This is a genomic window from Rhizobium sp. SVR5-2C, from assembly GCF_056755115.1.
Window position 1 is genome coordinate 23383 of sequence record NZ_JBNDHT010000041.1, and the last position, 24482, is coordinate 47864.

At 62.4% G+C, this 24482-nt stretch carries 28 protein-coding genes; 16 read left to right on the forward strand and 12 right to left on the reverse strand.

Annotated features, from left to right (window positions below; all coding sequences use genetic code 11):
* Positions 1 to 4 precede the first annotated feature (4 nt).
* The 5 genes from ACPYOI_RS14150 (at position 5) to hutC (ending at position 3990) form a co-directional block, all read left to right on the forward strand.
* Complete coding sequence (locus ACPYOI_RS14150) at positions 5 to 580, forward strand: HutD/Ves family protein (RefSeq protein ID WP_481414535.1); 576 nt, start codon at positions 5 to 7, stop codon at positions 578 to 580.
* 117 nt (positions 581 to 697) lie between these two features.
* The gene (locus ACPYOI_RS14155; protein ID WP_481414536.1) at positions 698 to 1645 is read left to right on the forward strand and encodes an ABC transporter substrate-binding protein; all 948 of its coding nucleotides are present in this window, start codon (positions 698 to 700) and stop codon (positions 1643 to 1645) included.
* A 68-nt stretch (positions 1646 to 1713) separates the two neighbouring features.
* Positions 1714 to 2487, forward strand: a complete 774-nt coding sequence (locus tag ACPYOI_RS14160; RefSeq protein WP_481414537.1) for an ABC transporter permease — start codon at positions 1714 to 1716, stop codon at positions 2485 to 2487.
* Positions 2484 to 3269 (forward strand): ABC transporter ATP-binding protein, encoded by a 786-nt coding sequence (locus tag ACPYOI_RS14165; RefSeq protein ID WP_481414538.1) that lies wholly within the window; start codon positions 2484 to 2486, stop codon positions 3267 to 3269. Before ACPYOI_RS14160 ends, ACPYOI_RS14165 begins: the two co-directional genes overlap by 4 nt.
* A gap of 22 nt (positions 3270 to 3291) precedes the next feature.
* Positions 3292 to 3990 carry a histidine utilization repressor gene (hutC, locus tag ACPYOI_RS14170; protein WP_481414629.1) on the forward strand — a complete coding sequence of 233 codons (699 nt, stop codon included), beginning with the start codon at positions 3292 to 3294 and terminating at the stop codon, positions 3988 to 3990.
* A 147-nt stretch (positions 3991 to 4137) separates the two neighbouring features.
* Here hutC and cobM read toward each other — a convergent pair whose 3' ends face one another.
* Positions 4138 to 4896, reverse strand: a complete 759-nt coding sequence (gene cobM / locus ACPYOI_RS14175) for a precorrin-4 C(11)-methyltransferase (protein WP_481414539.1) — start codon at positions 4894 to 4896, stop codon at positions 4138 to 4140.
* 3 nt (positions 4897 to 4899) lie between these two features.
* Positions 4900 to 6132: a precorrin-6y C5,15-methyltransferase (decarboxylating) subunit CbiE gene (cbiE, locus tag ACPYOI_RS14180; protein ID WP_481414540.1), complete on the reverse strand. Its 1233-nt coding sequence runs from the start codon at positions 6130 to 6132 to the stop codon at positions 4900 to 4902.
* Between cbiE and ACPYOI_RS14185 the strand changes: the two genes are divergently transcribed.
* Complete coding sequence (locus ACPYOI_RS14185) at positions 6131 to 6901, forward strand: cobalt-precorrin-6A reductase (protein WP_481414541.1); 771 nt, start codon at positions 6131 to 6133, stop codon at positions 6899 to 6901. The two genes, cbiE and ACPYOI_RS14185, sit on opposite strands and share 2 nt — an antisense overlap.
* On the opposite strand, the gene ACPYOI_RS14190 is transcribed toward ACPYOI_RS14185, so the two are convergent.
* From ACPYOI_RS14190 to ACPYOI_RS14215, 6 genes are all read right to left on the reverse strand, one after another.
* A complete protein-coding gene (locus tag ACPYOI_RS14190; RefSeq protein WP_481414542.1) occupies positions 6865 to 7629 on the reverse strand; it encodes a precorrin-3B C(17)-methyltransferase in 765 nt (254 codons plus the stop codon). The genes ACPYOI_RS14185 and ACPYOI_RS14190 overlap by 37 nt on opposite strands.
* Complete coding sequence (locus ACPYOI_RS14195; RefSeq protein ID WP_481414543.1) at positions 7626 to 8357, reverse strand: precorrin-2 C(20)-methyltransferase; 732 nt, start codon at positions 8355 to 8357, stop codon at positions 7626 to 7628. Before ACPYOI_RS14195 ends, ACPYOI_RS14190 begins: the two co-directional genes overlap by 4 nt.
* Positions 8354 to 8986 (reverse strand): precorrin-8X methylmutase, encoded by a 633-nt coding sequence (locus tag ACPYOI_RS14200; protein WP_481414544.1) that lies wholly within the window; start codon positions 8984 to 8986, stop codon positions 8354 to 8356. Before ACPYOI_RS14200 ends, ACPYOI_RS14195 begins: the two co-directional genes overlap by 4 nt.
* 2 nt (positions 8987 to 8988) lie before the next feature.
* Positions 8989 to 10323: a precorrin-3B synthase gene (cobG, locus tag ACPYOI_RS14205; protein ID WP_481414630.1), complete on the reverse strand. Its 1335-nt coding sequence runs from the start codon at positions 10321 to 10323 to the stop codon at positions 8989 to 8991.
* 90 nt (positions 10324 to 10413) lie between these two features.
* On the reverse strand, positions 10414 to 11169 hold the full coding sequence (gene cobF / locus ACPYOI_RS14210; RefSeq protein WP_481414545.1) for a precorrin-6A synthase (deacetylating): 756 nt from the start codon (positions 11167 to 11169) through the stop codon (positions 10414 to 10416).
* A 28-nt stretch (positions 11170 to 11197) separates the two neighbouring features.
* Positions 11198 to 11677, reverse strand: a complete 480-nt coding sequence (locus tag ACPYOI_RS14215) for a DUF2938 domain-containing protein (RefSeq protein WP_481414546.1) — start codon at positions 11675 to 11677, stop codon at positions 11198 to 11200.
* A 164-nt stretch (positions 11678 to 11841) separates the two neighbouring features.
* Here ACPYOI_RS14215 and ACPYOI_RS14220 point away from each other — a divergent pair, with 164 nt between their 5' ends.
* The 4 genes from ACPYOI_RS14220 (at position 11842) to ACPYOI_RS14235 (ending at position 14551) form a co-directional block, all read left to right on the forward strand.
* A complete protein-coding gene (locus ACPYOI_RS14220; RefSeq protein WP_481414547.1) occupies positions 11842 to 12768 on the forward strand; it encodes a dihydrodipicolinate synthase family protein in 927 nt (308 codons plus the stop codon).
* Positions 12769 to 12885: 117 nt separating this feature from the next.
* Complete coding sequence (locus ACPYOI_RS14225) at positions 12886 to 13170, forward strand: hypothetical protein (protein WP_481414548.1); 285 nt, start codon at positions 12886 to 12888, stop codon at positions 13168 to 13170.
* Between the two features lie 132 nt (positions 13171 to 13302).
* Complete coding sequence (locus tag ACPYOI_RS14230) at positions 13303 to 13920, forward strand: TerC family protein (RefSeq protein ID WP_481414549.1); 618 nt, start codon at positions 13303 to 13305, stop codon at positions 13918 to 13920.
* A 151-nt stretch (positions 13921 to 14071) separates the two neighbouring features.
* The gene (locus ACPYOI_RS14235; RefSeq protein WP_481422963.1) at positions 14072 to 14551 is read left to right on the forward strand and encodes a GNAT family N-acetyltransferase; all 480 of its coding nucleotides are present in this window, start codon (positions 14072 to 14074) and stop codon (positions 14549 to 14551) included.
* A gap of 21 nt (positions 14552 to 14572) precedes the next feature.
* Here ACPYOI_RS14235 and ACPYOI_RS14240 read toward each other — a convergent pair whose 3' ends face one another.
* A complete protein-coding gene (locus ACPYOI_RS14240; RefSeq protein WP_481414551.1) occupies positions 14573 to 15406 on the reverse strand; it encodes an amidohydrolase family protein in 834 nt (277 codons plus the stop codon).
* A gap of 156 nt (positions 15407 to 15562) precedes the next feature.
* Between ACPYOI_RS14240 and ACPYOI_RS14245 the strand changes: the two genes are divergently transcribed.
* Both ACPYOI_RS14245 and ACPYOI_RS14250 read left to right on the forward strand, forming a co-directional pair.
* On the forward strand, positions 15563 to 16021 hold the full coding sequence (locus ACPYOI_RS14245) for a YbaK/EbsC family protein (protein ID WP_168829857.1): 459 nt from the start codon (positions 15563 to 15565) through the stop codon (positions 16019 to 16021).
* A 96-nt stretch (positions 16022 to 16117) separates the two neighbouring features.
* The gene (locus ACPYOI_RS14250; RefSeq protein WP_481414552.1) at positions 16118 to 17122 is read left to right on the forward strand and encodes a Tim44 domain-containing protein; all 1005 of its coding nucleotides are present in this window, start codon (positions 16118 to 16120) and stop codon (positions 17120 to 17122) included.
* Positions 17123 to 17126: 4 nt separating this feature from the next.
* Here the strand turns inward: ACPYOI_RS14250 and ACPYOI_RS14255 are convergent, their stop codons facing one another.
* Both ACPYOI_RS14255 and ACPYOI_RS14260 read right to left on the reverse strand, forming a co-directional pair.
* Positions 17127 to 18404 carry an L-fuconate dehydratase gene (locus ACPYOI_RS14255; protein WP_481414553.1) on the reverse strand — a complete coding sequence of 426 codons (1278 nt, stop codon included), beginning with the start codon at positions 18402 to 18404 and terminating at the stop codon, positions 17127 to 17129.
* Between the two features lie 27 nt (positions 18405 to 18431).
* Positions 18432 to 19166 carry an SDR family oxidoreductase gene (locus tag ACPYOI_RS14260; protein WP_481414554.1) on the reverse strand — a complete coding sequence of 245 codons (735 nt, stop codon included), beginning with the start codon at positions 19164 to 19166 and terminating at the stop codon, positions 18432 to 18434.
* Positions 19167 to 19496: 330 nt separating this feature from the next.
* Here ACPYOI_RS14260 and ACPYOI_RS14265 point away from each other — a divergent pair, with 330 nt between their 5' ends.
* Positions 19497 to 20759, forward strand: a complete 1263-nt coding sequence (locus tag ACPYOI_RS14265) for a glycerate kinase type-2 family protein (protein ID WP_481414555.1) — start codon at positions 19497 to 19499, stop codon at positions 20757 to 20759.
* Between the two features lie 17 nt (positions 20760 to 20776).
* Here the strand turns inward: ACPYOI_RS14265 and ACPYOI_RS14270 are convergent, their stop codons facing one another.
* Positions 20777 to 21787 (reverse strand): AraC family transcriptional regulator, encoded by a 1011-nt coding sequence (locus tag ACPYOI_RS14270; RefSeq protein ID WP_481414556.1) that lies wholly within the window; start codon positions 21785 to 21787, stop codon positions 20777 to 20779.
* 179 nt (positions 21788 to 21966) lie between these two features.
* Here ACPYOI_RS14270 and ACPYOI_RS14275 point away from each other — a divergent pair, with 179 nt between their 5' ends.
* The 3 genes from ACPYOI_RS14275 to ACPYOI_RS14285 form a co-directional block, all read left to right on the forward strand.
* Positions 21967 to 22734, forward strand: a complete 768-nt coding sequence (locus tag ACPYOI_RS14275; RefSeq protein ID WP_481422964.1) for a 3-hydroxyacyl-CoA dehydrogenase — start codon at positions 21967 to 21969, stop codon at positions 22732 to 22734.
* Between the two features lie 23 nt (positions 22735 to 22757).
* Entirely contained in the window at positions 22758 to 23945 is a 1188-nt protein-coding gene (locus ACPYOI_RS14280) for an acetyl-CoA C-acyltransferase (RefSeq protein WP_481422965.1), read from the forward strand.
* A 22-nt stretch (positions 23946 to 23967) separates the two neighbouring features.
* The coding region (locus ACPYOI_RS14285; RefSeq protein ID WP_481422966.1) for an acyl-CoA dehydrogenase family protein at positions 23968 to 24482 on the forward strand (515 nt) is incomplete at its 3' end.

Below are 24482 nucleotides of genomic sequence, written 5' to 3' on the forward strand. Positions count from 1 at the left end.
ACGCATGAAGATCTTGCGCGCCGCCGATCACAAGCGCATGCCTTGGAAGAACGGCGGCGGCGAGACGGTAGAAATCGCCGTTGCTCCGCAGGATGCGGCCCTTGCTGATTTCGACTGGCGGATCAGCATGGCGACCGTTGCCGCGGACGGCCCTTTTTCGATCTTTCCCGGCATCGACCGTACCCTCTCGATCCTCTCCGGCAACGGCATGTCGCTTGCAATCACAGGCCAGAAGCCTGTCTCCCTGACCCAGTCGAGCCAGCCCCTCGCCTTTGCTGCCGATGTGCCGGTCATGGCAACGCTTGCCAACGGCCCGATCACCGATCTCAATGTCATGACGCGGCGCGGCCGCCTTGTGCATGATGTCGAACGACACATGATCGACGGTGACTGGGGCGGGACGGCCGCCAGCGGAACGACGCTATTGCTCTGCCGGGGTGGGACGGTCACCTGCACATATGGCGGTGAAACGGGAATACTGAGCGAAAACGATGCTCTGAAAATCGAAGCCCGCCACCCTGTGACGCTGGCACTTCAAGGCCATGCCATTTGCTATTTGATCCACATCCGGCAGACGTAGCCCCGGCCTGAAATTCCCTCGATATTTGTATAGACAAAAGAAAATGGGCGTGCCTATATGGTTCAATAAAAAGGCAGAACCGCCACATGCCCAAACTAAGAGCAGGGAACATCGGACATGAAAAAAAGATCGATTATTGCTGCGGCTATCGCCGCTCTCATCGCAGGCAGCGCCGCACAGGCGGCTGAGACCAAGGTCTCCATCGGCATTTCCGGCTGGACGGGCTTTGCGCCGCTGACGCTTGCCAAGGAAGCCGGAATTTTCAAGAAGCACGGCCTTGACGTGAACATCGTCAAGGTTCCACAGGCGAGCCGTCACCTGGCGCTGGCATCCGGCGATATACAATGCGCGGCGACCACCGTCGAAACCTGGATTGTCTGGAATGCGGCCGGCGTGGCGACCACGCAGATCTTCCAGCTCGATGTTTCGCACGGGGCCGATGGCATCGCCGCAAAGCCGGGCATCGAGAAGATTTCCGATCTCAAGGGCAAGTCCGTGGCTGCTTCCGCGCCCGGCACCTCGCCCTATTTCCTGCTCGCCTTCATCCTTGCCAAGAACGGGCTGAGCATGAAGGACGTGAAGGTCGTGAACATGGAGCCCGGCCCGGCCGCGCAGGCGCTGCTTGCCGGCCAGAACGATGCGGCCGTCACCTATGAGCCGTACCTTTCCAGCGTCCGCAGCGCTCCGGACAAAGGCAAGATCATCGCGACCACGCTCGATTATCCTGCCGTCATGGACACCTTCGGCTGCACCAAGGCGTTCCTGAAGGACAATCCGGAAGCCGCCAAGGCACTCGCCGCCAGCTATTACGACGCGCTTGAGATGATCAAGACGGACAAGGACAAGTCCTATGAGATCATGGGCAAGGACGTGAAGCAGTCGGGCAAGGAATTCGGCGAATCCGCCGCCTATCTCGAATGGCAGGACAAGGCCGCAGCGCAGCAATTCTTCGATACGACCTTCAAGAGCTTCAACGAGGAAGCTGCCGATCTGCTGCTGCAGGCAGGCGTCATCAAGGCGAAGCCGGACCTCTCGACGCTCGCCGACCCGTCATTCATCAAGTAATTCGCACACATTTGACGGAGCGCCATGGACCATCCAGGCGCTCCTCCTTTTTCTAGCAAGGGCGCGGCATGCATCCTCTTCAACCCATCGGTGCCCGCAGCCGGTTACTTTTCGGCCTGCTGTTCTTCGTCATTTTCTTCCTCGCCTGGGGCTATGCGACGCTTGGGGGCTATGTCTCCGAGACCTTCCTCGCCGATCCGATCACCATGGTGCAGGACGGCTACGATCTGCTCGTCAACCAGGGCTTCCTTTTCGACATCGGCATGACGATCTGGCGTGTGGTCGGCGGTTTCATTCTCTCCGCGCTCGTCGCCGTACCGCTCGGCATCATCATGGGCGCGTATAAGCCGGTCGAAGCGCTGCTCGAGCCCTTCGTCTCTTTTGCGCGGTATCTCCCCGCCTCCGCCTTCGTGCCATTGCTGATCCTTTGGGCGGGGATCGGTGAGACGCAGAAGCTTCTCGTTATCTTCATCGGCGCTGTTTTCCAGATCGTGCTGATGGTCGCCGTCTCCGTTTCCAACACCCGCCGCGACCTCGTCGAGGCAGCCTATACACTCGGCGCCAAGGATAGCGGCGTTGTCCGCCGCGTGCTCATTCCTGCGAGCGCTCCTGACATCGCCGAAACGCTGCGTCTCGTCCTCGGCTGGGCCTGGACCTATGTGATCGTCGCCGAGCTCATCGGCGCCTCGTCCGGGATTGGCTATATGATCATCAACAGCCAGGCGCTGCTCGCGACGGGGCAGATCATCTTCGGAATCATCGTCATCGGCCTCATCGGCCTCGTCTCGGATTTTGCCTTCAAATGGGTGAATCGACGGCTCTTCGCCTGGAGGCTCGCATGAGTGAACTCGTCATCAAAGGCGTGAGCCGCACCTTTCCCGGCGTGCGCGGCGGCAAGCCGACGCTCGCGTTGCAGCCGACCGATCTCGATATTCCGCGCAACGACTTCGTCACCATTCTCGGTCCGTCCGGCTGCGGAAAATCGACGCTCCTGCGCATCATTGCCGGGCTCGACAGGCCGACGACCGGAACTGTGACCTTGGAAGGCCGCGAGGTCAAAGGACCAGGCGCGGACCGCGGCATGGTCTTCCAGTCCTATACGCTTTTCCCCTGGCTGACGGTGCGCGACAATGTTGGTTTCGGCCTGCGCGAGAAGGGCGTCCCGGAAAAGGAAAAGAAGGAGATCGTCGATAGCTACATCGACAAAGTCGGCCTTCGCGGTTTCGAGAACCATTGGCCGAAGCAGCTTTCCGGCGGAATGCAGCAACGCACGGCGATTGCCCGAGCGCTTGCCAACAACCCGAAAATATTGCTGCTCGACGAGCCCTTCGGTGCGCTCGACAACCAGACGCGCGGCCTGATGCAGGAACTCTTGCTCGGCATCTGGGAGCGAGAGCAGAAGACCGTCATCTTCGTTACGCACGATATCGAGGAAGCGGTCTTCATGGCCTCGCGGGTCGTGACGATGACGGCGCGGCCGGGGCGCATCAAATCGATCACGCCGGTCGATCTGCCGCATCCGCGCCATTACACCGTCAAGGCCAGCCCGGAATTCTCCGCGCTCCGTCTGAAGCTGACCGAAGAGATCAGAAGCGAAGCGATCGCCGCGGCGGCACATGGATAGGAAGGAGCCGGCTATGGGAGATATGCCGCTGCACCTGCGCATCTTGAACGATGTCGAAAAGCGGATTCTCTCGGGCGAATGGCCGCCGGGCCACCGGATTCCGTTCGAACACGAACTGACCGTCGTGTACAGCTGCTCGCGCATGACGGTGAACAAGGCGCTGACCGATCTCGTCAAGAAAGGCCTGATCGAGAGGCGACGGAAGGCCGGCAGCTATGTGAGTTTCCCCCATGTCCAGTCCGCCGTCATGGAAATTCACGACCTCAGGCGCGAAGTTCAGGCGCTCGGACTGCCTTATCGCTATCGCATCGTCAGCCGCAAGAAACGCCGGTTTAGACGCGAGGACCATGGGCGCCTCGCGCTGCCCCCATCCGCTTCGGTTCTGGAAGTCATCTGCGACCATTTCGCCGGCGACCGGCCATTCTGCCATGAGGAAAGACTGATCAACCTCGCGGCCGTTCCGGAAGCTGTCGATGAGAGTTTCAAAGAGGCTTCCCCGGGAAGCTGGTTGCTTGGCAAGGTGCCGTGGAGCGCTGCGGAGCATCGCATCCGCGCCGAGTCCGCCAAGACCAGTATTGCCGCGGCACTTGCGATCCCGGCAGGCAGCGCCTGCCTCGTCATCGAGCGCACCACCCATAGCGGCAGCCTCCAGATCACGCATGTGAAGCTCACCTATCCCGGCGATAGACACGAGCTGGTGGCGCAATTCGCCCATAGCTGAGCCAATCCGGGCGAGAAGGCACCATGCCAGCGGCGAGCAAGATTGCCCTTGCGAATCGCTCCGATTTGAGTCCTCCGGTGTTTACCGCCGTAAATCCGCGACGAAACGACCAGTGTCTTGCCGTCGCAAAAAACCCCAAACGAATCGTTATTGCCTGCCCCGGAACCGGCGCTGATAGGCCGGATCGTAAAGCGAGCTTTCGCGGAAATCGCTGGCGGCGAGCGATGGGCCAACGAAGATGATCGCTGTGCGCTCGATCGGCTCTGCCATGACCTTCGTTTCGATGTCGCCGAGCGTGCCGCGCAGGATGCGTTCATCCGGCCAAGACGCCTTGACGACGATCGCGACAGGGCAATCCGCACCGTAAAGCGGCGTCAGCTCGTCGACGACCTGCTTCAACGCGTGAATCGCGAGATGGATTGCGAGCGTCGAGCCTGTCGCCCCGAATTTCGAGAGCGTTTCCTCGTTCGGCATCGGCGAGGCGCGGCCGGAGACGCGGGTGAGCACCAGGCTTTGCGCGACGGCCGGTATCGTCAGTTCGCGTCCGAGCGCGGCGGCGGCGGCGGCAAAGGCCGGAACGCCCGGCGTCATCGTATAGGCAATGCCGTGCCTTTCCAGTCGCCGCACCTGTTCGGCAACCGCGCTCCAGACCGAAAGATCGCCGGAATGCAGGCGTGCCACGTCCTCGCCGGCGCTTGCGGCACGCAGATATTCCGCCTCGATCTCATCAAGCGACATTGGCGCGGTGTCGACGATGCGGGCGCCGGGCGGGCAATATTGCAGCAGTTCAGGCGATACGATCGATCCGGCATAGAGGCAGACCGGACATCTGCCGATGAGGTCGCGTCCGCGAACAGTGATGAGATCGGCCGCGCCGGGCCCTGCTCCAATGAAATGAACCGTCATCCTTCAATCCTTGATCCAGCGCCATTGCGTTACCGGCATCGCCGGGCGCCAGCCGCTCATTTCGCCGAGCGGGGCGGCGCGTGATATTTCGAAGCGTGTCAGGGAGCCGCCGCGTTTCGCCTGCTCCGCCAGCAGCGCGGCCTCCATCTCCAGCGTCACCGCATTGGCGACCAGCCGACCGCCGCTTTTGAGCGACGCGATCGCCGCTTCCATGACGCCTGGCTCGCTGCCGCCTCCGCCAACGAATATTGCATCCGGCTCCGGCAGTCCGTTCAGAGCGGCGGGCGCAATTCCCTCGACAACCGCAAGCGCCGGCACACCGAATGCTGAAGCGTTGCGGGCGATCCGCGCAGCGCGTTCGGGCGATTGCTCGATGGCGATTGCCTTCAGTGAAGGGTCGCAGAGCATCCATTCAATGGCAACCGACCCCGAGCCCGCGCCGATATCCCACAACAGTTCGCCATGGCGCGGCGCAAGCGCCGACAGCGTCACAGCGCGGATTTCGCGCTTGGTGATCTGTCCATCGTGCTCGAAGAGCTCGTCGTCCAACCCGGGCGCGAAAGGCAGAACGCGGGCGCCTTCCCCCGCGATGGCCTCGACGGCGCAAACATTGAGCGGATTGATGTCCGTCAGCCGGAAATCCTGTGCCGACGTGTGCCGGATGCGCTCGCGCTCGCCGCCAAGCGCTTCCAGAACGGTGATGCGGGACTGGCCGAAGCCAAGATTTGTGAGAAGCGCCGCCAGTTCACACGGTCCGTTTCCGTCAGAAGTGAGTGCGATGATGCGTCGCCCGGAATGCAGATGCGGCCGGATGAGATCGAGCGGACGCCCGTGCAGCGAGATGCATGCGGTCTCCTGCAAGGGCCAGCCGAGACGCGATGCAGCCATGCTGAAGGCGGAAGGTGCCGGAATGGTGTGCACCTCGTTCGCATCCATATGCCGCGAGAGTGTCGCGCCAACGCCGTAAAGAAACGGATCGCCGGATGCCAGCACGACGACCGGCGTCCCGCGTCGGGCGAGGATCGCTTCAACCGATCTCTCGAACGGGCTTTGCCAGGCAAGCCGCTCGCCTTTGATCAGATTGTCCATTAGCGCGTGATGCCGCGCGCCTCCGAAGACGGCGGGCGCGGCGACTATCAGCCGCTTCGCCTCATCGCCAAGACCGTCTGGACCGTCCTCGCCGATGCCGATAATGGTCAACCATGGTTTCATGGAATGGCTGGGCATATCAGACATGGCAAACATCCGCGTACTGATATTGGGTGGAACGAGCGAAGCGCGCGGTTTGGCGCAGGCGCTGTCCGAAAAGCCTGGTTTCACCATCCTGCTGTCGCTCGCAGGTCGCACCGAAAAACCGTCCAGTCAGCCTGTTCCTGTTCACATCGGAGGATTCGGTGGCGCGGAAGGCCTCGCATCCTTTCTGCGCGACGGCAAATTTCACCTTCTTGTCGATGCGACGCATCCCTTCGCCACTCGCATCTCTTCCAACGCCGAAGAGGCCGCGCGCCTTTCCGGCATAGCCGCCTTTGCGCTCCGCCGCCCCGAATGGGCTCAGCAGTCGGGCGACAACTGGGTCGTGACCAACAGCATTCCCCAGGCGATCACCGCGCTTGGTGCTGCCGCCCGCCGCGTCCTTCTGGCGACCGGACGTCAGGAGGCGCATTGCGCGGAAGCGGCGCCGCAGCACTCCTACCTCGTTCGCAGCGTCGATCCGGTCACCCCGCCGCTTGATGTCCCGAACGTGGAGTACATTCTCGAGCGCGGCCCCTTCGATCTCGACAGCGAGATTGCACTTCTCAAGCGACACCGCATCGATGCGATCGTCGCAAAGAATAGCGGCGGAGCGGCGACCTATGCGAAGATCGAGGCAGCCCGGGATCTCGGCATCGAGGTGTTTATCGTCGCCCGCGCAGCCGCGCCTGCCGTCATGACGGTTGAGACTGTCGACGAAGCGCTCGGCGCGATCGATCACCTCTTTCCTCCGGCGATGGAACGCGGTGTGTAGACAATTGCGGGCTTGCCGCCACCGGAAATGATCCGCGTTTCCGGTGAGCCGACGATGATGCAGGTGGCCATGTCCGCAAGGTCTGCCCGCGCATCGCCGAGCGGCTTGACTGCTATCTGCTCGTCCGGACGTCCGACCGCGCGGCCGAAGATCACCGGCGTCTGCAGCGGCAGCTGCGTGCGAAGCAGCTCAAGAGCCTTGCCGAGCTGCCAGGGCCGCGCCTTGCTGATCGGGTTATACAGGGCGATGACAAAGCTGGCCTTCGCAGCCAAGGCCAGGCGCTTTTCGATGATATCCCAGGGCTTCAGATTGTCCGACAGCGAGATCGCGCAGAAATCGTGACCGAGCGGCGCACCGACGCGCGCAGCGACCGCAAGCATCGCCGTGATCCCCGGCACGACGACGAGCTCGACGGAGCGCCATTCCGCCGGGCCTGTGTCGATTGCCTCGCAGACGGCGGCCGCCATAGCGAAAACGCCCGGATCGCCGCCGGAGACAACGCAGACCTTGCGCCCGCCTGCCGCCATCGTCAGTGCCGCGCTCGCCCGATCCAACTCCTCGCGATTATCGGAGGCATGGCGCTGCTGATGAGCGCCAAGATGCAGCCGATCGAGATAGGGACCGTAACCGAAGAAATCGGTGGATGCAGAAATGGCGGAATGTGCTTCCGGAGTCATCTGCTCCGGATTGCCCGGGCCGGTGCCGATCACAAACAGGATGCCGCTCATCGGTTCGCCTCCCAGCCGGGCACAAGTACCAGCGAGAAATACGGCGCCTCGCCGTCCGGTCGTTCCGCGAGCTTCAGCATCGCCGAGTTCGCCATCGTGCCGCGCTCGACATAGACGGCTTCGCCGAGGCGCCCGGCCGCCTCCAGCGCACGGCGGATCTTCGGAAGATTCCGGCCGACCTTCATGATGACGGCTGCCTGGGTATCCCCGAGCCGCCGCGTCAATTCCGCCTCAGCCATCGTGCCCGGCAGCACGGAAAGCACGTCGTCGCCCTGAACGATCGGCATGCCGGCGAGAGACCAGCAGCCGGACATGGCGCTGATGCCGGGGATCACCTCGGCCGCATAGCGATCGGCAAGCCGCACATGCAGATGCATGTAGGAACCGTAAAACATCGGATCGCCCTCGCTCAGGATCACGACCGTTTTTCCCGCGTCGAGACACGCTGCCACCGCAACAGCCGACGCATCGTAAAAGGCGGTGATCTGGCTCTGGTAGAGCGCGTCACCCTTATCGATCTCGGTGGTCACCGGATAATAGAGCGGCAACAGCTCGGCGCTGGGCTGGATCAGGTGCTGCACGATCGCCCGGCCGTTGCCTCCCCTGCCCTGCTTGGCGAAATAGGCAATGACGTCCGCGGCTTCGATTGCCTTGGCGGCCTTGATTGTCAGCAGATCCGGGTCGCCTGGACCGGTGCCGACGCCGATGAGACGGCCCGGTCCTGTCATAGTCCGGGCCTCGCCAGCGCGTTGATTGCGGCGGCCGTCATCGCGCTGCCGCCGAGACGGCCGCGAACGATGGCAAACGGCACGCCATAGGAATTCTCCGCTAGCGCATCCTTGGATTCGGCGGCGCCGACGAAGCCGACCGGCATGCCAATGATCGCAGCCGGTTTTGGCGCACCGTCGCGCAGCCGTTCGAGCAGGTAGAAAAGTGCCGTCGGGGCATTGCCGATGGCAACAACGCTGCCCGCCAGCCGATCGAGCCAGAGATCGATGGCGGCCGCCGAACGCGTGTTGCCGCTCGCCTGGGCCAATTCCGGCGTGCGCGGATCGCGCAGCGTGCAGACCACGTCATTCTTCGCCGGCAGCCGGGCGCGCGTGACGCCATGGGCCACCATCTCCGCATCGCAGAAAATCGGGGCGCCTTTCTGCAAGGCGCCGCGCGCGGCATTCACGAAATCCGGGGAGAACTCGAAGTGTGCAGCCGCTTCCACCATCCCGCAGGCGTGAATCATGCGCACGGCGACCTCGGCCTCGTCCGGCGAAAAGCGCGAAAGATCGGCTTCGCTGCGAATGATCGCGAAAGAGCGCTCATAGATCGCGTCGCCGCTGCGGATATAATCGTAGTCTGGCATTCCTATTCCTGTCTGAGCGCCGCCGCAATTGCCGGGGCGCCAAGCCGTGCGAGGCAGGCAGCCGCCGATTCGCCAGCGCTCTTGTTCTTCCCGATAAGCCGGGCGAGCTTCTCTATAGCCAAATTAATCTCGCCGCCAGCAATCGTTACGTCCGGCCTGTCATTCGCACGCCCATTGAGGACAATACCATAACCGCCAGGCATTCCGGTGAGCGTCAGCGCTGGCCGCGGATGAGCGCACCCCTTCGCACAGCCTGAAAGATGAACCGTCAGCGATCCGTCGAGGAGGACCGCCGCCCGCTGCGACAGATCCTGCGCCAGTCCCCGCGTTTCATAGAGACCCGAGGCGCAGGCTCCTACGCCGGCACAGGCGGCAATATTTGAAGATGCCTCGCTGGGATCGGAGCTGAAACCGTGCCTCGTTGAGGCCACCTGCAGCTTCTTTGCATTCTCGGCTTCCAAGCCCGTGACAAATAACAACCGGCGGGGCGCCAGCCGAATCTCGGCGCCCCCCAATCTCTCCGCCTCTTGCAGAAGGGCTGAAAGGTCAACTGCCTGCATCTGACCAAAGCGTGGCCTGAGGCCGAGCGTAAAGCTGCCATCGGCGAGCTCATGCGTTCCGGGCCACGGCATTTCTGCCTGCGGCGGGGCCGCGAAATGCGCTGCCCTTGCCGGGAACGCCTCTTGCAAGACAGCCGTTCTTATATCGCGCGCTCGCGCGTGCAGACCGGCTTCCGCCAGCGTCTCCAGTAATTGTCCTATCGCACGGACGGCGTCATTCGCCGAGCCGACGGAAACGGGCTGTGCCATCATCGCATCGCCGTCGATCGCAACCAGCCAGCGGCCGTCGTCCATAGCTACAGCGCGGATATCCGCCGCAAGACCGGACAGGCCGAAACGCCCTCCGCCGTCAACGACGATGGAAAGTTTCGGCGCAAGGCGCGGGGAAGAGAGTGCGGCGCTAAGCTCACCCCGCAACTGCGCTTCCATGGCGGCGGCATTGCCGGCCTCACTTGGATCGATGCCATGCAGCGGTGAGAGCTCGATAGCCGGACCGGCCGGGACGATGATCCCGGCAGCATCGATATCGGCTGCAAGTTGCTCGACGCTCTCGGTCCGCAGCCCGCGGATCTGCAGATTCCCGCGAGCGGTGATTTCCAGAAGGCCATTGCCGTTTGCCGCGGCGGAAGCCGCCAGCGCCTTGAATTGTGCCAGCGACAGCGCACCGCCGGCGGGTCGCAGCCTGACGAGCAGACCGTCGCCGGTCACCATCGGAGCAGCCAGCGTCGGACAGGCGCCTCGCCGCAAGCCCGACGGTGCGGCGGTGCGCTCATCCATTTCGATCTGTCTTTCGCCGGCAAAGCCCATGGCTCATCCTTTCATCCCATGTCCTTACAGGATGGGGGACGCGGCAAAGCGCCGGCCCTATCACTCGAAGTCGCGGCCTTTGCGGAGCAGGTAAATGTCCATGATCCAGCCGTGCCGCTCGCGCGCTTCCGCCCGCGTTCGTACGATATCGTCGGCGACATCGCCAAGCCGCCCGGCACGGATGATTTCATCCTTGGTGCCGAGGTAGGCTCCCCAGAAAATCTCCGCATCCGCATCGTCGATCTTCGCGAAGGCCTGTATGCCGTCGAGCATCACGACCGTACTTTCCGCCTTCAGCCCCTCTTCGGCAAGTCTTCGGCCGGTCGTGATCTCCACCGGCTTGCCGACGAGATTGACCGGAATGCGGTGGCTCGCTGCAAGCGCCTGAATGCTGGTAATGCCCGGGATGACGGTGATCGCGAATTCTACCTTGGCCCGCACGCGTTCCAGGATGCGCAACGTGCTGTCATAAAGGCTCGGGTCGCCCCACACGAGAAAGGCCGCCGATCCGTTTTCCGGCAGGCGGCCGATCAGGCCGAGATACGTCGCAGCGATCGCGGCATGCCAGTCATCGACGCTTTGCACATAGCTGCGATCCTTCGTCTCGCGCACCGGTACGGCGAACTCGACCGTCTTTCCGGCAGCCCGCTGGACATATCGCTCGCAGATTTCGCGCCGGACTTCTGCAAGCTCCTCCTTCTTCGCACCCTTCGTGGGAATGAAAATAAGATCGGCGGCATTCATCGCGTTGATCGCCTGAATGGTCACATGCTCCGGGTTTCCGGTTCCAATGCCGATAACGTAGATATGTCTCACGTAGTCTCCTTGCGGTCTCGCGCTGCTCTCAGCGGATCATGAGAGCCGTGCCGTAGAGCCCGATCGCGAAGACCGTGTGCGCAATCAGGTTGAGCGCGCGCACCTTGTTCGGGTTCGGCCTCTTCGACGCGGCCCGGCCGAGACCAAGGCCCGGCTGCAGCAGGAACCAACCGGCGCCCACGGTGACAATGCCGAGAATCCAGGCAGGGATGAAGGTCGGCGCCGCCAGCCACGATGGACCCATGATAACCGCAAGAACAAGGCCGTAGATGATGCCGATCGCATAGTGGCCGATCCATCCCAGCGCCAGTTCATGTTCATAGGGCTTCGCATCTGCAATTGCGTCGTGAAACACCTTGCCGCGACCGAGATGCCAAAACCAGCGCCCGACAGGCGCCCAGTTGGAAGCGGGCTGGCCGAAAACGCCGGAAAGGATGATTGCCCAGATATCCATGAGGATCGTCGCGCCGATCCCCATTGCGATGCCGCGCCATAAAATCTCGAACATGAAGAAAATCCAGATGGGTGAACTCGCATTTGTCTTAGACGCGGGTGGCGGAGCCTGCAACATCGCCCCTCGTGTCGGATGCCAAATCGCTGTGCAAACGGTGCATTTCAATTTGATCGGAAGTACGAGTCCGCCTAAGTTTCGGCCGAACGAGGGAGGTGCACATGAGACTCGATCACACAGCCACGGGCGTCTATGCCATTGCCGCGACGCCCTTTCATCCGGATGGGCGGCTGGATACGGTATCGGTCGATCGGCTCACCGATTTCTATCTTGGCTGCGGCGTCACCGGGCTTACGATTCTCGGCATCATGGGCGAAGCGCCGAAGCTCGAGCCGGAGGAATCGCTTGCGATCACCCGGCAGGTCGTCAAGCGCGCAGGCGTTCCGGTGATCGTCGGCGTGTCTGCGCCAGGCTTCGCGGCAATGCGCTCACTGGCCCGCGGCGCGATGGATCTCGGCGCTGCAGGGGTGATGATCGCCCCGCCGCCATCGCTGCGGACCGACGACCAAATTATCGGCTATTATGCTCAGGCGGTCGAGGCGATCGGCGAAGACATTCCCTTCGTCATCCAGGATTACCCGCTGACACTCACCGTCGTCATGACGCCCGGCGTTATCCAGAAGATCGTCAACAATCACACATCCTGCGTCATGCTCAAGCACGAGGACTGGCCGGGACTTGAGAAGATTTCGCGGTTGCGCACGGCGCAAAAGGCTGGCGACATGCGGGATATCTCGATCCTTTGCGGCAATGGTGGGCTGTTTCTCGATTTCGAGATGGAACGCGGCGCCGATGGCGCGATGACGGGCTATGCCTTCCCGGACATGCTGGTCGACGTCGTCAATCTCCAGCAGGCTGGCAAGCGCGATGCGGCGCACGATCTCTTTGATGCCCACCTGCCGCTTGTTCGCTACGAGCAGCAACAGGGCGTCGGTCTTGCCGTACGCAAATATGTCCTGCAGCGGCGCGGGGCGATCGCCAGCGACGCGCAGCGTAAACCCACCGGCGGCATTTCAGAGAAAGCAAAGGCGGAAGTTGATTTTCTGCTTTCCCGAGTCGCCCGATTCGACAAGCGTGCGGCGCTTTGATCCGTCACCGCACTTGCTAGGTACTGCATCGTCAATCTGGCACAAGGATTGCGTTGAGCCCCTGGTACATCTATCGCTGCTTCGACACGGAGGGCTATCATGGTATCGGTCACAGAGATGATTGGCGCAACCTGGCGTCTCGAAGATGCGATTCGCGAAGTGATCGCTGACCCATCGCAGTTCCCTGATGAAAGCAAACCCATGAAGGAAAAGGCCAAAGCGCTGCCGCACCTTCTGGTTCAGAAATATCCTCATCTTTCCGATATTGAGCACGAACTGCGGGGTATTTTCGAGACCTGCCGCCTGGCAATTGATCATAATTCGATCAGTCCGGTGGTTGCGAAAGCAGCCGTCGCCATTGCCGATGAGTACCGCGAGATCATCATCAGGCTGAAGCACTGACATCTTCTTGGACCCCTGGGGACAGTGAGCGCCTCGGGTGCCGCATTTATCCCAGCTCGTGTCATTCGTGGGTTGACGCGACGTGCCGAGGACACTAGCACGGCTTCTCGAAAGCATCGGGGGACGTTTTCTATGGAAATTTTTACTGCCGCGGGTTTGGCTGCGCTCCTGCAAGTCATCGCGATCGATCTTGTTCTTGCCGGCGATAACGCCGTCGTCATCGGCCTTGCTGCGGCCGGCCTGCCGGCCGAACAGCGCAAGAAGGCCATTCTGGTCGGCATTCTGGCAGCCACCGTACTGCGTGTTGCTTTTGCATCGGTCACGGTTCAACTCCTGAATATCGTCGGCCTATTGCTGGCCGGTGGCCTGCTCCTGCTCTGGGTCTGCTGGAAGATGTGGCGCGAGCTTCGCTCGCAGCATGGAAGCGTCGACGAGACCCTCGATGAAGGAGCGGCCCCGAAATACAAGAAAACCTTCATGCAGGCCGCGAGCCAGATCGTCATCGCCGACGTGTCGATGTCTCTGGACAATGTATTGGCCGTTGCCGGTGCCGCTCGCGAGCATCCGACCGTTCTGATCGTTGGACTTGTACTTTCGATCGCCCTGATGGGCATCGCGGCAAATCTCGTCGCGCGCTTGCTCAACCGCCACCGCTGGATCGCCTATATTGGCCTGCTGATCATCCTCTATGTCGCGCTCGACATGATGTATCGCGGCACCCTGGAAGTCTGGCCTTACATGCAGGGCTAGAAGCGAAGCGCATCGCCTTACAAGGCGGGTCGGCGAAAGCCGGTCCGCCTTTTTGCTTTTTTTGCTGCACCTCCTCGACTCAGGGACTGTTGACAAGCCGTGTGCAGCAAAATCAATCTCGTTGAAAGACGTCTATTCGGGAGGGCTTGAGGTGGCAGACCTGCTGGTGAGCTTGTATTCCAACAAGCTCGATGAGCTAAAGCAGAAGGCCGAAGCGGCTGGCGTGACCATTCGGCCGGCTCTTCCTCCGGAGCTGCATATCGTCGTCGACTGGGTGCGGCTGAACTTCAGCGAGGACTGGGCGAGCGAATGCAATGTTTCCTTTTCGCGTCAGCCCATCGCCTGCCTGATCGCGGTTGAAAACGGTAAATTGCTCGGCTTTGCCTGCTACGACGCCACCGCCCGTGGTTTCTTTGGTCCGACCGGCGTCGATAGCGCCGCCCGCGGCAAGGGCATCGGCCTCGCGCTCTTTTCCGCCTGCCTCCAGACCATGAAAACCCTTGGGTATGCCTATGCCATCATCGGCGACGCCGGCCCCGTCGATTTCTATGCGAAGACAGCCGGCGCCATCGAAATTCCCGCGCCCGACAAGGGCATCTACGAGGGTATGCTGAGAAAGACGTCGAACTAGCCCGAATTCCTTTCAGGCGGCTCAGAGCCCGTAGAAGCGTTCGCCGTTCGATGCCCAGATCTTCTGCTGGTCGGCAGCACTCAGGTTCTTCATGGCATTGCCGAGGGTCTCGATCCAGCGGCTGTAGTCCGCAACGAGATTGACAACGGGCCAGTCGCTTCCGAAGACGAGCCGATCTGAACCGAAGATATCGAAGACAGCCTCCAGATAGGGCTGAAGCCGCTCCGGTGTCCAGTCCGGACCATCCTCGGTGACGATCCCGGAGATCTTGCAATGGACGTGGCGAAGATCACGGAAACGTTCCATGTCGCGCCGCCACGGCTCGAAGTTGCCGCTTCCGATTTCAGGCTTGGCCATGTGATCGACGATGACAGGCAGATCGGGATAACGCTCGATGAACCTGATCGTGTTGAGGATATGCCGCGGCTTGATCAGCGCGTCGAACCGCAGGCCGAGGTCGAGCATGGCGCGGAACGCGGGATCGAGCTCCTTCTTGAGGATCCAGTCGTCTTCCGGCAGGTCCTGAAGGTAGGGACGGATGCTCTTCAGCTTCGGAAAGCGCGCCCAGCCGGCGAGGTCGGCTGCGGCCGTCGGCGCCAAGAGATCGAGCCAGGCAACGACCCCCCTGACGAAATCGCGCCCATCGGCAAGACCAAGAAGGTAGCCGGTTTCATGAACAGAGGACGCGGCGGAGACGAGGACGACGCCCTCGACATTGTTCTTCTCCATCAGCGGAAGGGCATCGCGCGGCCCGTAATCGCGGTACAGCACTTTGTCATCCGGCGACATCCAGAGCGAATAGTAGGGCTCCATCGCCAATGTCCAGAAATGCATATGACAATCGATGCGCCGCATGGCTTCCTCCCTCAAACGTCTGCTCCGCCCGACAAGAGGTTCAGAAAACCAGCCCGATCGCAAGTGCGCCCGGCTCGAAATCGGGTTGAAATATCTTGATTGCGAGTCGCTTTCCTGGGGGTTCAAATCCTGCCCTTCCTGGTTTAGCATCGGTCCATGAGCTTCGAATCCGTCCGCGCCTTTTTCGGCGCACATGCACCCGACATTGAGATCATCGAAACCACCGGCAGCTCTTCGACGGTCGCGCTAGCGGCCGAAGCGCATGGCGTCGAACCTGCGCAGATCGCCAAGACGATCTGCCTGCGGGTCGGCGAAGAGACGATGCTGGTCGTCGCAAGCGGTACGGCACGTCTCGACAACCGGAAATTCAAGGATGCCTTCGGCGGCAAAGGCCGGATGCTGGGACCGGAGGAAGTCCTGGCAGCGACCAGTCATCCGGTCGGCGGTGTCTGCCCCTTCGGGCTACCCGCGCCGATCCCAGTCTATTGCGATATTTCGCTGAAACGCTACGACGAAGTGGTGCCAGCCGCCGGTTCGACAAACTCGGCTGTTCGCATTTCGACGGAGCGGCTGGCCGAACTCACCCGGGCCAAATGGGTCGATGTCTGCCAATAAGTCCGGTCGCAGAACTTCAAATCGCCTAACCAGCGCCTATATGAGTTTCACCGTATGAATTGCACCATGCCGTGGTTGGGCATGAGAGGAGATGAGATGCCGAGTACCGTTTCGCGTCTTGCCAAGTTCGTGGCTATCGCCGCTTTGACGAGCGCTACCATTTTTGCTGCCTATGGCGACGCCGAGGCGCGCCGCGCCGGAGGTTTCGGTGGATTCGGCAGCCGCGGGACGCGCACTTTCCAAGCGCCGCCGGTCACGCGCACCGCGCCGGCTCCGGCCGCGCCGATGGAACGCTCGATGACGCCGCGTCCGCAGACACCCGCCACTGCGCAACAGCCTTTTAACACACAGCGCCCGGGTGGCCTGTTCGGCGGTTTCGGCCGTTCGATGATCGGAGGCCTCATTGCCGGTGGCCTGCTCGGCATGCTGCTCGGCCATGGATTCGGCGGCGGCTTCGGTTTCCTCGGCATGCTGCTGCAGATCGCGCTGATCTTTGGCGCCGTGACGCTTGCCATGCGCTTCTTCGCCAATCGCCGCCAGCCGTCCTACGGTGGAGCCAGTGGCCGGGGCGGTCCGTCTTATAGCAACATGTCGTCGAACAACAATTCGTCGTTTCGCATTCCCACGATCGGTTCCGGCGCCGGCGGCTACCAGCAGCAGCGCAATAATCGGCCGAACGATGAAATCGGGCTCACACAAGCCGATCTCGACCAGTTCGAAGAGCTGCTGACCAAGGTGCAGACTGCCTACGGCGCCGAGGACTACGGCATGCTCCGCAAGCTGACGACGCCCGAAGCCATGTCCTATCTCGCAGAAGAGCTTGGCGAGAACGCCACCAATGGCGTGCGCAACAGCGTCTCCGACGTCAAGCTGCTGCAGGGCGATATTGCCGAAGCCTGGCGCGAAGGCGATCAGGACTATGCGACGCTTGCCATGCGCTATTCGTCGGTCGACGCGATGGTCGACCGCAACACCGGCCGCGTCGTCTCCGGTGACGACAGCCACCCGAGCGAGAGCACCGAAGTCTGGACGTTCACTCGGAGGAATGGCGGCGACTGGAAGCTCGCCGCTATTCAGGGCACCGGTCAGCGCGCAGCCTGAACTATCACCCCTTGAAGGTGTAGTCGGTGATCGACTGCGCCTTCATTTCAATTGAAAAACCGGGATTGGAAGGCGGCATATAGGCGGCGTCCCTGATCACGCACGGATCGAGGAAATGTTCGTGCAAATGGTCGACATATTCGATCACGCGGCCTTCCTTGGTGCCGGACACAGCGACATAGTCGATCATCGACAGGTGCTGCACATATTCGCAAAGGCCGACGCCGCCCGCATGCGGCCAGACCGGTAGGCCGTATTTGGCGGCGATGAGCAGCACCGCCAGCACCTCGTTCAGCCCGCCCATACGGCAGGAGTCGATCTGCACGATGTCGATTGCGCCCTCGGCGATGAACTGCTTGAACATGATGCGGTTCTGGCACATCTCGCCGGTCGCGACCTTGACCGGGCCGATCGCCTCGCGGATCTTCCGATGCCCGGCTACATCATCGGGACTGGTTGGTTCCTCGATGAAGTAGGGTTTGGCGAACGCTAGTTCCTTCACCCAGTCGATCGCTTGGCTGACCTCCCAGACCTGATTGGCGTCGATCATCAGGTAGCGATCCGGTCCAATGACCTCGCGGGCGATGCGCAGGCGGCGGATATCGTCTGCAAGATCGCGGCCGACCTTCATCTTCACGTGGTTGAAACCGGCGTCGATCGCTTCCTGGCAGAGCCGGCGCAGTTTCGCGTCGTCATAGCCGAGCCAGCCGGCGGATGTCGTGTAGGAGGCGTAGCCTTCCTTTTCGAGCGTCGCAATCCGCTCCGCCTTGCCGGCCTCGGCACGTTTCAGGATCGCGACAGCCTCGTCACGCGTCAGAACGTCGGTCAGGTAACGATAGTCGACGATGTCGGCGATTTCTTCCGGACTCATCTCCGCAACGAGCCGCCACACCGGTTTTCCGGCCTGCTTGGCAAGAAGATCCCAGACCGCGTTGACCACCGCCCCGGTCGCAAGATGGATGGCGCCCTTTTCCGGCCCGATCCAGCGGAGCTGGCTGTCGCTTGTCAGATGGCGCCAGAATCTGCCCGGATGGGCGAGAATTTCAGCGAGGTCCGCGCCGAGAACCAGATGCTTCATCGCCTCGATCGCCATGCAGCAGATATCGTTGCCGCGGCCGATGGTGAAGGTCAGACCGTGCCCTGAAAGCTGCGGCTCGTCGGTATCCAGAATGACGTAAGCCGCCGAATAGTCGGGATCCGGGTTCATCGCGTCGGATCCGTCGAGGCTCTGCGAGGTCGGAAAGCGAAGATCAAAGACACGAAGGCCGGTAATGCGGGTCATGGGCTCCTCCCCCGGAGGCTCGGACGATCAGATCGTCCAGCCGCCGTCAATGCAATAGGCCTGGCCGCTGGTATAGGTGGCACCGGCGAGGTAGACGGCAAGATCGGCGATCTCTTCGGGCGTGCCGAGACGGCCCATCGGCTGGCGCGAAATGAAGGCGGCACGCGCTGTCTCATAGTCACCCTGCGCGCGCATGCGGTCCTGCAGGGACGGGCTTTCGACGGTACCAGGGCAGATGGCGTTGCAGCGGATGCCGTTCGCCACGTAATCGGCGGCAACCGATTTCGTGAGACCGAGCACGGCGGCCTTGGTGACGCCGTAGGCAAAGCGGTTCGGCACGCCTTTGATGCTGGAGGCGACGGAAGCCATGTTGATGATCGACCCGTCTTTCCGCTCCAACATGCCGGGCAGCACGGCGCGGATCGTGCGGATCATCGCCTTGACGTTGAGATCGAAGGCGAATTCCAGATCCGAATCCTTCATTTCGAGAATGGACCCGGCGTGCACGAAGCCAGCGCAATTGAAGAGCACGTCGACGGCGCCGATTTCAGCGACCAGCGCCTTCACCGCCTCCTCGTCCAGCACATTGAGCTTGTGCGTCGATATGCCGGTCTCTTCGGCAAGCGCTGCCAGCGCATCCGTATTGATATCCGTTGCGTGGACCTTTGCTCCGGCCTGATGGAACGCAATCGCGCTGGCGCGGCCGATGCCCTGCGCTGCGGCCGTGATCAGGACTGTCTTGCCGGAAAGAGTGATGCTCATGTCTTGGCCTCTTCAGGATCAACAATGCGGGAGGAAGCGCAATCAGCGTTGCGAAGATTCGCAGCAAAGGAAGTGCGACATCCCTACTCCTCCTCCTTGAGCGGTCGGTCGTCTGCATGCGTATCGCACTATCGATAGGAAGCTTGGACGGAAAAGGCAACGATCATCTTTTCCACACCACGGCGTGCCCCGCGGGGGCTACCTTCTTGACGCAGAAAAACGAAAATCCCGAATCTCGGACTTGCGCAACCGGTCGATCTTCTGAATGGTGCTGGCTGAGGAGTACCGGCGCACACGGCTGTCCGGCGATGTAGATTCGGAAGATTTCTTGTGACTGTTTCATCCCCCCGCACCTTCTTGTCGTCCCTGTTCCATGAGGCCGTACGGGCGGCCGACCCGCTGACCGGTATCAAGGCGCATTTGCCCGCAAAGCCAAAAGGCCGCACCGTAGTCATCGGCGCCGGCAAGGGTGCCGCACAGATGGCACGCGCGCTTGAGAGCGTCTGGGACGGGTCGCTCGATGGCGTCGTGGTTACACGTTACGGCTATGGCTGCGAAACGCAGTCGATCGAGATCATCGAGGCTGCTCATCCGGTGCCGGATGCCGCTGGCCTTGCCGCATCCAAGCGGCTGGTGGAAGCGGCGAAGGACCTGACGCCGGACGATCTGGTGATCGCGCTGATCTGCGGCGGCGGCTCCGCCTTGCTGCCGGCGCCGCCCGAAGGCTTGACCCTCGACGACGAGATTGCGCTGAACGAGATGCTGCTTGCCTCGGGGGCGCCGATTTCGGCGATGAACGTTGTGCGCAAGCATCTGTCCACGATCAAGGGCGGACGGCTGGCCGCTGCCACAAAGGCGCGCGTTGTCAGCCTGATCGTTTCGGACATCCCGGGCGACAATCCTGCGCATGTCGCCTCCGGCCCGACCGTTCCTGACAGCTCGACCCGGCAGGACGCTTTGGAAATAGTCCGCCAATACGGACTGAAATTACCGCAGGCGGCCCTTAACCATCTTGCCTCGCCGCAAGCCGATGCGCCTGGCGCGGACGATCCGATCTTTGCCGGGCATACGCACCATATCATCGCCTCGGCCGGCGTTTCGCTCGAGGCGGCCGCGGCGCTCGCGGGGTCACAGGGCATTACGCCGGTGATCCTCTCGGATTCGATCGAAGGCGAGTCCCGTGACGTCGCGCTGGTGCATGCGGCGATCGCCCGCGAGGTGCTTGGCCATAACCGGCCCTTCGAGAAGCCGGTGGTCATCCTGTCCGGCGGCGAGACGACCGTTACGCTGAGGGCCAAAGGCGGCAAGGGCGGACGCAACGGCGAATTCGCGCTCGCCGCAGCGCTGGCGATCGACGGCCATGACATCCATCTGCTGGCCGCCGATACCGACGGCATCGACGGCTCGGAAGACAATGCAGGCGCGTTCGCCGACGGTTCCACGGTCAAACGCCTGCGTGCCCAAGGCCTCGATCCCCGCCGGCTGCTTGACGCCAACGACAGCTATTCAGGCTTTCAAGCAATCGGCGATCTCTTTGAGACCGGACCGACGGGCACCAACGTCAATGACTTCAGGGCGATTCTGATTCGCTAGGTCCCGGCGGAAGGTGTTCAGCCGCTAACCGCAACTCTACTCTCCCGGCGGAAGGCGTCCGGGCTCTTGAACATCCATTTGCGGAATGCGCGATAGAAGGCGCTGGGTTCGGAGTAGCCGAGCTGTGTTGCGATATCGCCGACCGTCTTCGACGTGTTGAGCAGCATGTCGACGGCAAGGTCGCGGCGTATGTCGTCCTTGATGGCGGCATAGCTCTGGCCTTCCTCGTCGAGTCTGTGGCGCAGCGTGGACGGCGGCATCCGCATTTCGGCCGCGAGGTCCACGAAACTCGACCAGGCAGTCGGAGGCACGCGGCCGAGCCTGCGGCGCACGCTGGCAGCGAGCCCGGCATCGTAGCGGTAGCGCACGAGAATGTTCGCCGGCGCACCGCGCAGGAATTGCTTCAGTGCCTGCTCGGAGCGTGAGACCGGCAGGTCAAGCATGGCGATGTCGAAGCCAAGCCGACTGATCGGCTGGGAGAAACGAACCGGCGCGCCGAAGAAGAGCCGGTAATCGGCCCCTTGTTGAGGTTCGTCGCACCGGAAATCGACCAGCCGGATCGGAATGCGGCGGCCAACCAGCCAACAGGTGATCCCGTGGAGAATGATCCAGTACGTGCGATAGGCGAAAGCCGAGCGCGGCGGACCGGCATCCCTGAGTTCGATCTGTGCCATCCCGTCGCGGATGACGAGTTCGCCCCGTGGATCCTCCAGCACGATATTGAGGAAACGCAGCGCCCGGCGCAAGGCGTGGCCGAGCGTCGGCGCATGCAGCACGCAGTGGCAGAGCAAGGTGAAGCTTCCTCTGCGCATTGGACGTCCGCCCATCCCGAAGAATTCGTCGTCGAGTTCGGCCGCGATCGCGAGCCACAGTGCGCCATAGACTTCGGCCGAGACGGGCTCGTCGACATTCTCCGGCAGGCCGATTGCGGCGAGCATAGCCTCCGCCGGCTTTCCCATCCGGCGGAGGCTTTCGAGCGCTTCCTCGACAAATCCTGGCGCGATCATGCGCCTCTCGATTTCCGCCATTGCCGCCTCCCGGTGTGGCAAAACTGTCCGAAATTATGGAGCAGTTTAGTCATCGCTTGCAATAGTGGGACGACATAGACTCCGTGCTATTCTGGAGGAGCCAATTTGCAGCGCCAAGCGTCTGCAGCTGGCCTAGGCGCTGCATGAGAGGAGCATGTTAGGGCTGTGGGAGGAAATCCATGTTGATCCGTGGCGCAAGCTTTATCGTCACCGGCGGCGGCTCCGGCCTGGGCGCGGCGACGGCGAGGATGCTGGTCGCAGACGGCGCCCGCGTCGTCATTGCCGACCTCAACGACGAAGCCGGTGAAAAGATCGCGGCGGAACTCGGTACGGATGTTCGTTACGTTCATGCCGACGTCACAAGCGCGGAGGATGGCGCAAATGTCGTCGCTGCCGCGCTCGAGGCATTTGGCGGTCTGCGCGGGCTTATCAATTGCGCCGGCATAGCGCCGGCTGAAAAGGTGATCGGGCGCGACGGTCCCCATCGGCTCGAGAGCTTTGCGCAGACGATCGGCATCAATCTCGTCGGCACCTTCAACATGATCCGGCTGGCCGCATCCGCCATCCAGCAAGAGGAACCGGACGCGGAGGGCGAGCGTGGCGTGATCGTCAATACGGCCTCGGTTGCAGCCTTCGATGGACAGGTCGGGCAGGCCGCCTATTCCGCCTCCAAGGGCGGGATCGCGGCGATGACGCTGCCGATTGCCCGCGAACTCGCCCGCCACGGCATACGCGTCGTATCGATCGCTCCCGGCATCTTCGAGACGCCGATGATGGCAGGTATGCCACACGAGGTTCAGGAGGCGCTTGGCAAGAGCGTCCCCTTCCCGTCTCGTCTCGGCCGGCCCGCTGAATTTGCCGCCCTGGTGCGCCATATATGTGAGAACAGCATGCTGAACGGCGAGGTCATCCGCCTCGACGGCGCATTGCGAATGAGCGCCCGCTGAGCGGTCCCTCGGGAGGAAAAGACATGGCATTGCAGGACCCAGTCGTGATCGTCGGCTCGGCGCGCACGCCGATCGGCGGATTTCAGGGTGAACTCCGCGACGCGGCAGCGCCCGAACTTGGGGCAGCAGCGATCCGCGCTGCCCTTCAGCGCAGCCAGGTCGGGCCCCAAACCGTCGACGAAGTCGTCTTCGGCTGCGTGCTTCCTGCCGGCCAAGGGCAGGCGCCGGCAAGGCAGGCGGCGATCGGCGCCGGGCTGCCCTTCTCGACCGCCGCCAGTACCGTCAACAAGATGTGCGGCTCCGGCATGAAAGCCGCGATGATCGCTCACGACCTGATTGCCGCCGGGAGTACCTCCATCGCCGTCGCGGGCGGCATGGAAAGCATGACGAATGCGCCCTATCTCCTCGATCGGGCACGGGGCGGCTACCGCCTCGGCCACGGGCGCGTCATCGACCACATGTTCCTCGACGGGCTGGAGGATGCTTACGACAAGGGGCGGTTGATGGGCACCTTCGCGGAAGACTGTGCAGAGGCCTACCAGTTTACGCGCGCGGCGCAGGACACCTACGCCATCGCTTCGCTGACCCGAGCGCAAAAAGCAATCGAAGCCGGCTATTTCGACGCCGAGGTAACTCCTGTTACCGTCAAAGGCGGCAAAGGTGAGCATGCGGTCGACCGCGACGAGCAGCCGGGCAAGGCGAAGCTCGACAAGATCCCGACCCTCAAGCCGGCATTCCGCGATGGCGGCACCGTGACCGCCGCCAATTCCAGCTCGATTTCCGACGGTGCCGCCGCGCTGGTGCTCATGCGCCGCTCGGAAGCCGACCGCAGGGGATTGCAGCCTCTCGCGACCATCACCGGCCACGCCACCCATTCGCAGGCGCCGAACCTGTTTGCGACTGCGCCGATCGGCGCTCTTGGGAAGCTTGCCGATCGAACCGGCTGGGCGCTTGAGGACGTCGATCTCTTCGAGATCAACGAGGCCTTCGCCGTCGTCGCCATGGCGGCGATGCGTGACCTTGACCTGCCGCACGACAAGGTCAACGTGCACGGCGGCGCCTGCGCGCTTGGCCATCCGATCGGCGCTTCCGGAGCGCGCATCATCGTCACGCTGCTCGCGGCACTCGAGCGCTATGATCTCAAGCGCGGCATGGCGGCCCTTTGCATCGGCGGCGGCGAGGCGACCGCCGTCGCCATCGAGCGGCACTAACGAGAATGGGGAGGAAACGCTTATGATCCTTTCCGATGTGCAGCAGCAAATCCGCGATCTCGCCCGCGACTTCGCCCGCGAGCGCCTCGCGCCGGGTGCGGCTGCCCGCGATCGCGATCACGCCTTTCCCCGCGAGGAACTCAAGGAGATGGGCGAGCTCGGCCTTCTCGGCATGCTCGTTCCGGAAGCCTATGGCGGCTCCGACACCGGCACCGTAGCCTATGCCGCGGCCGTCGAGGAAATCGCCGCAGGCGATGGGCCGTGCTCAACCATCATGAGCGTCCACAGCTCGGTCGGCTGCGTGCCGATCCTGAAATTCGGCAGCGAGGAGCAGAAGCAGCGCTTCCTGCCGAAGCTCGCGAGCGGCGAATGGATCGGCGGCTTCGCGCTGACCGAGCCGCAGGCGGGCTCCGACGCATCCAACCTGCGCAGCCGCGCGCGACGCGACGGCGATCACTATGTCATCGACGGCGCCAAGCAGTTCATCACGTCAGGCAAAAACGGCCAGATGATCATCGTCTTCGCCGTCACCGATCC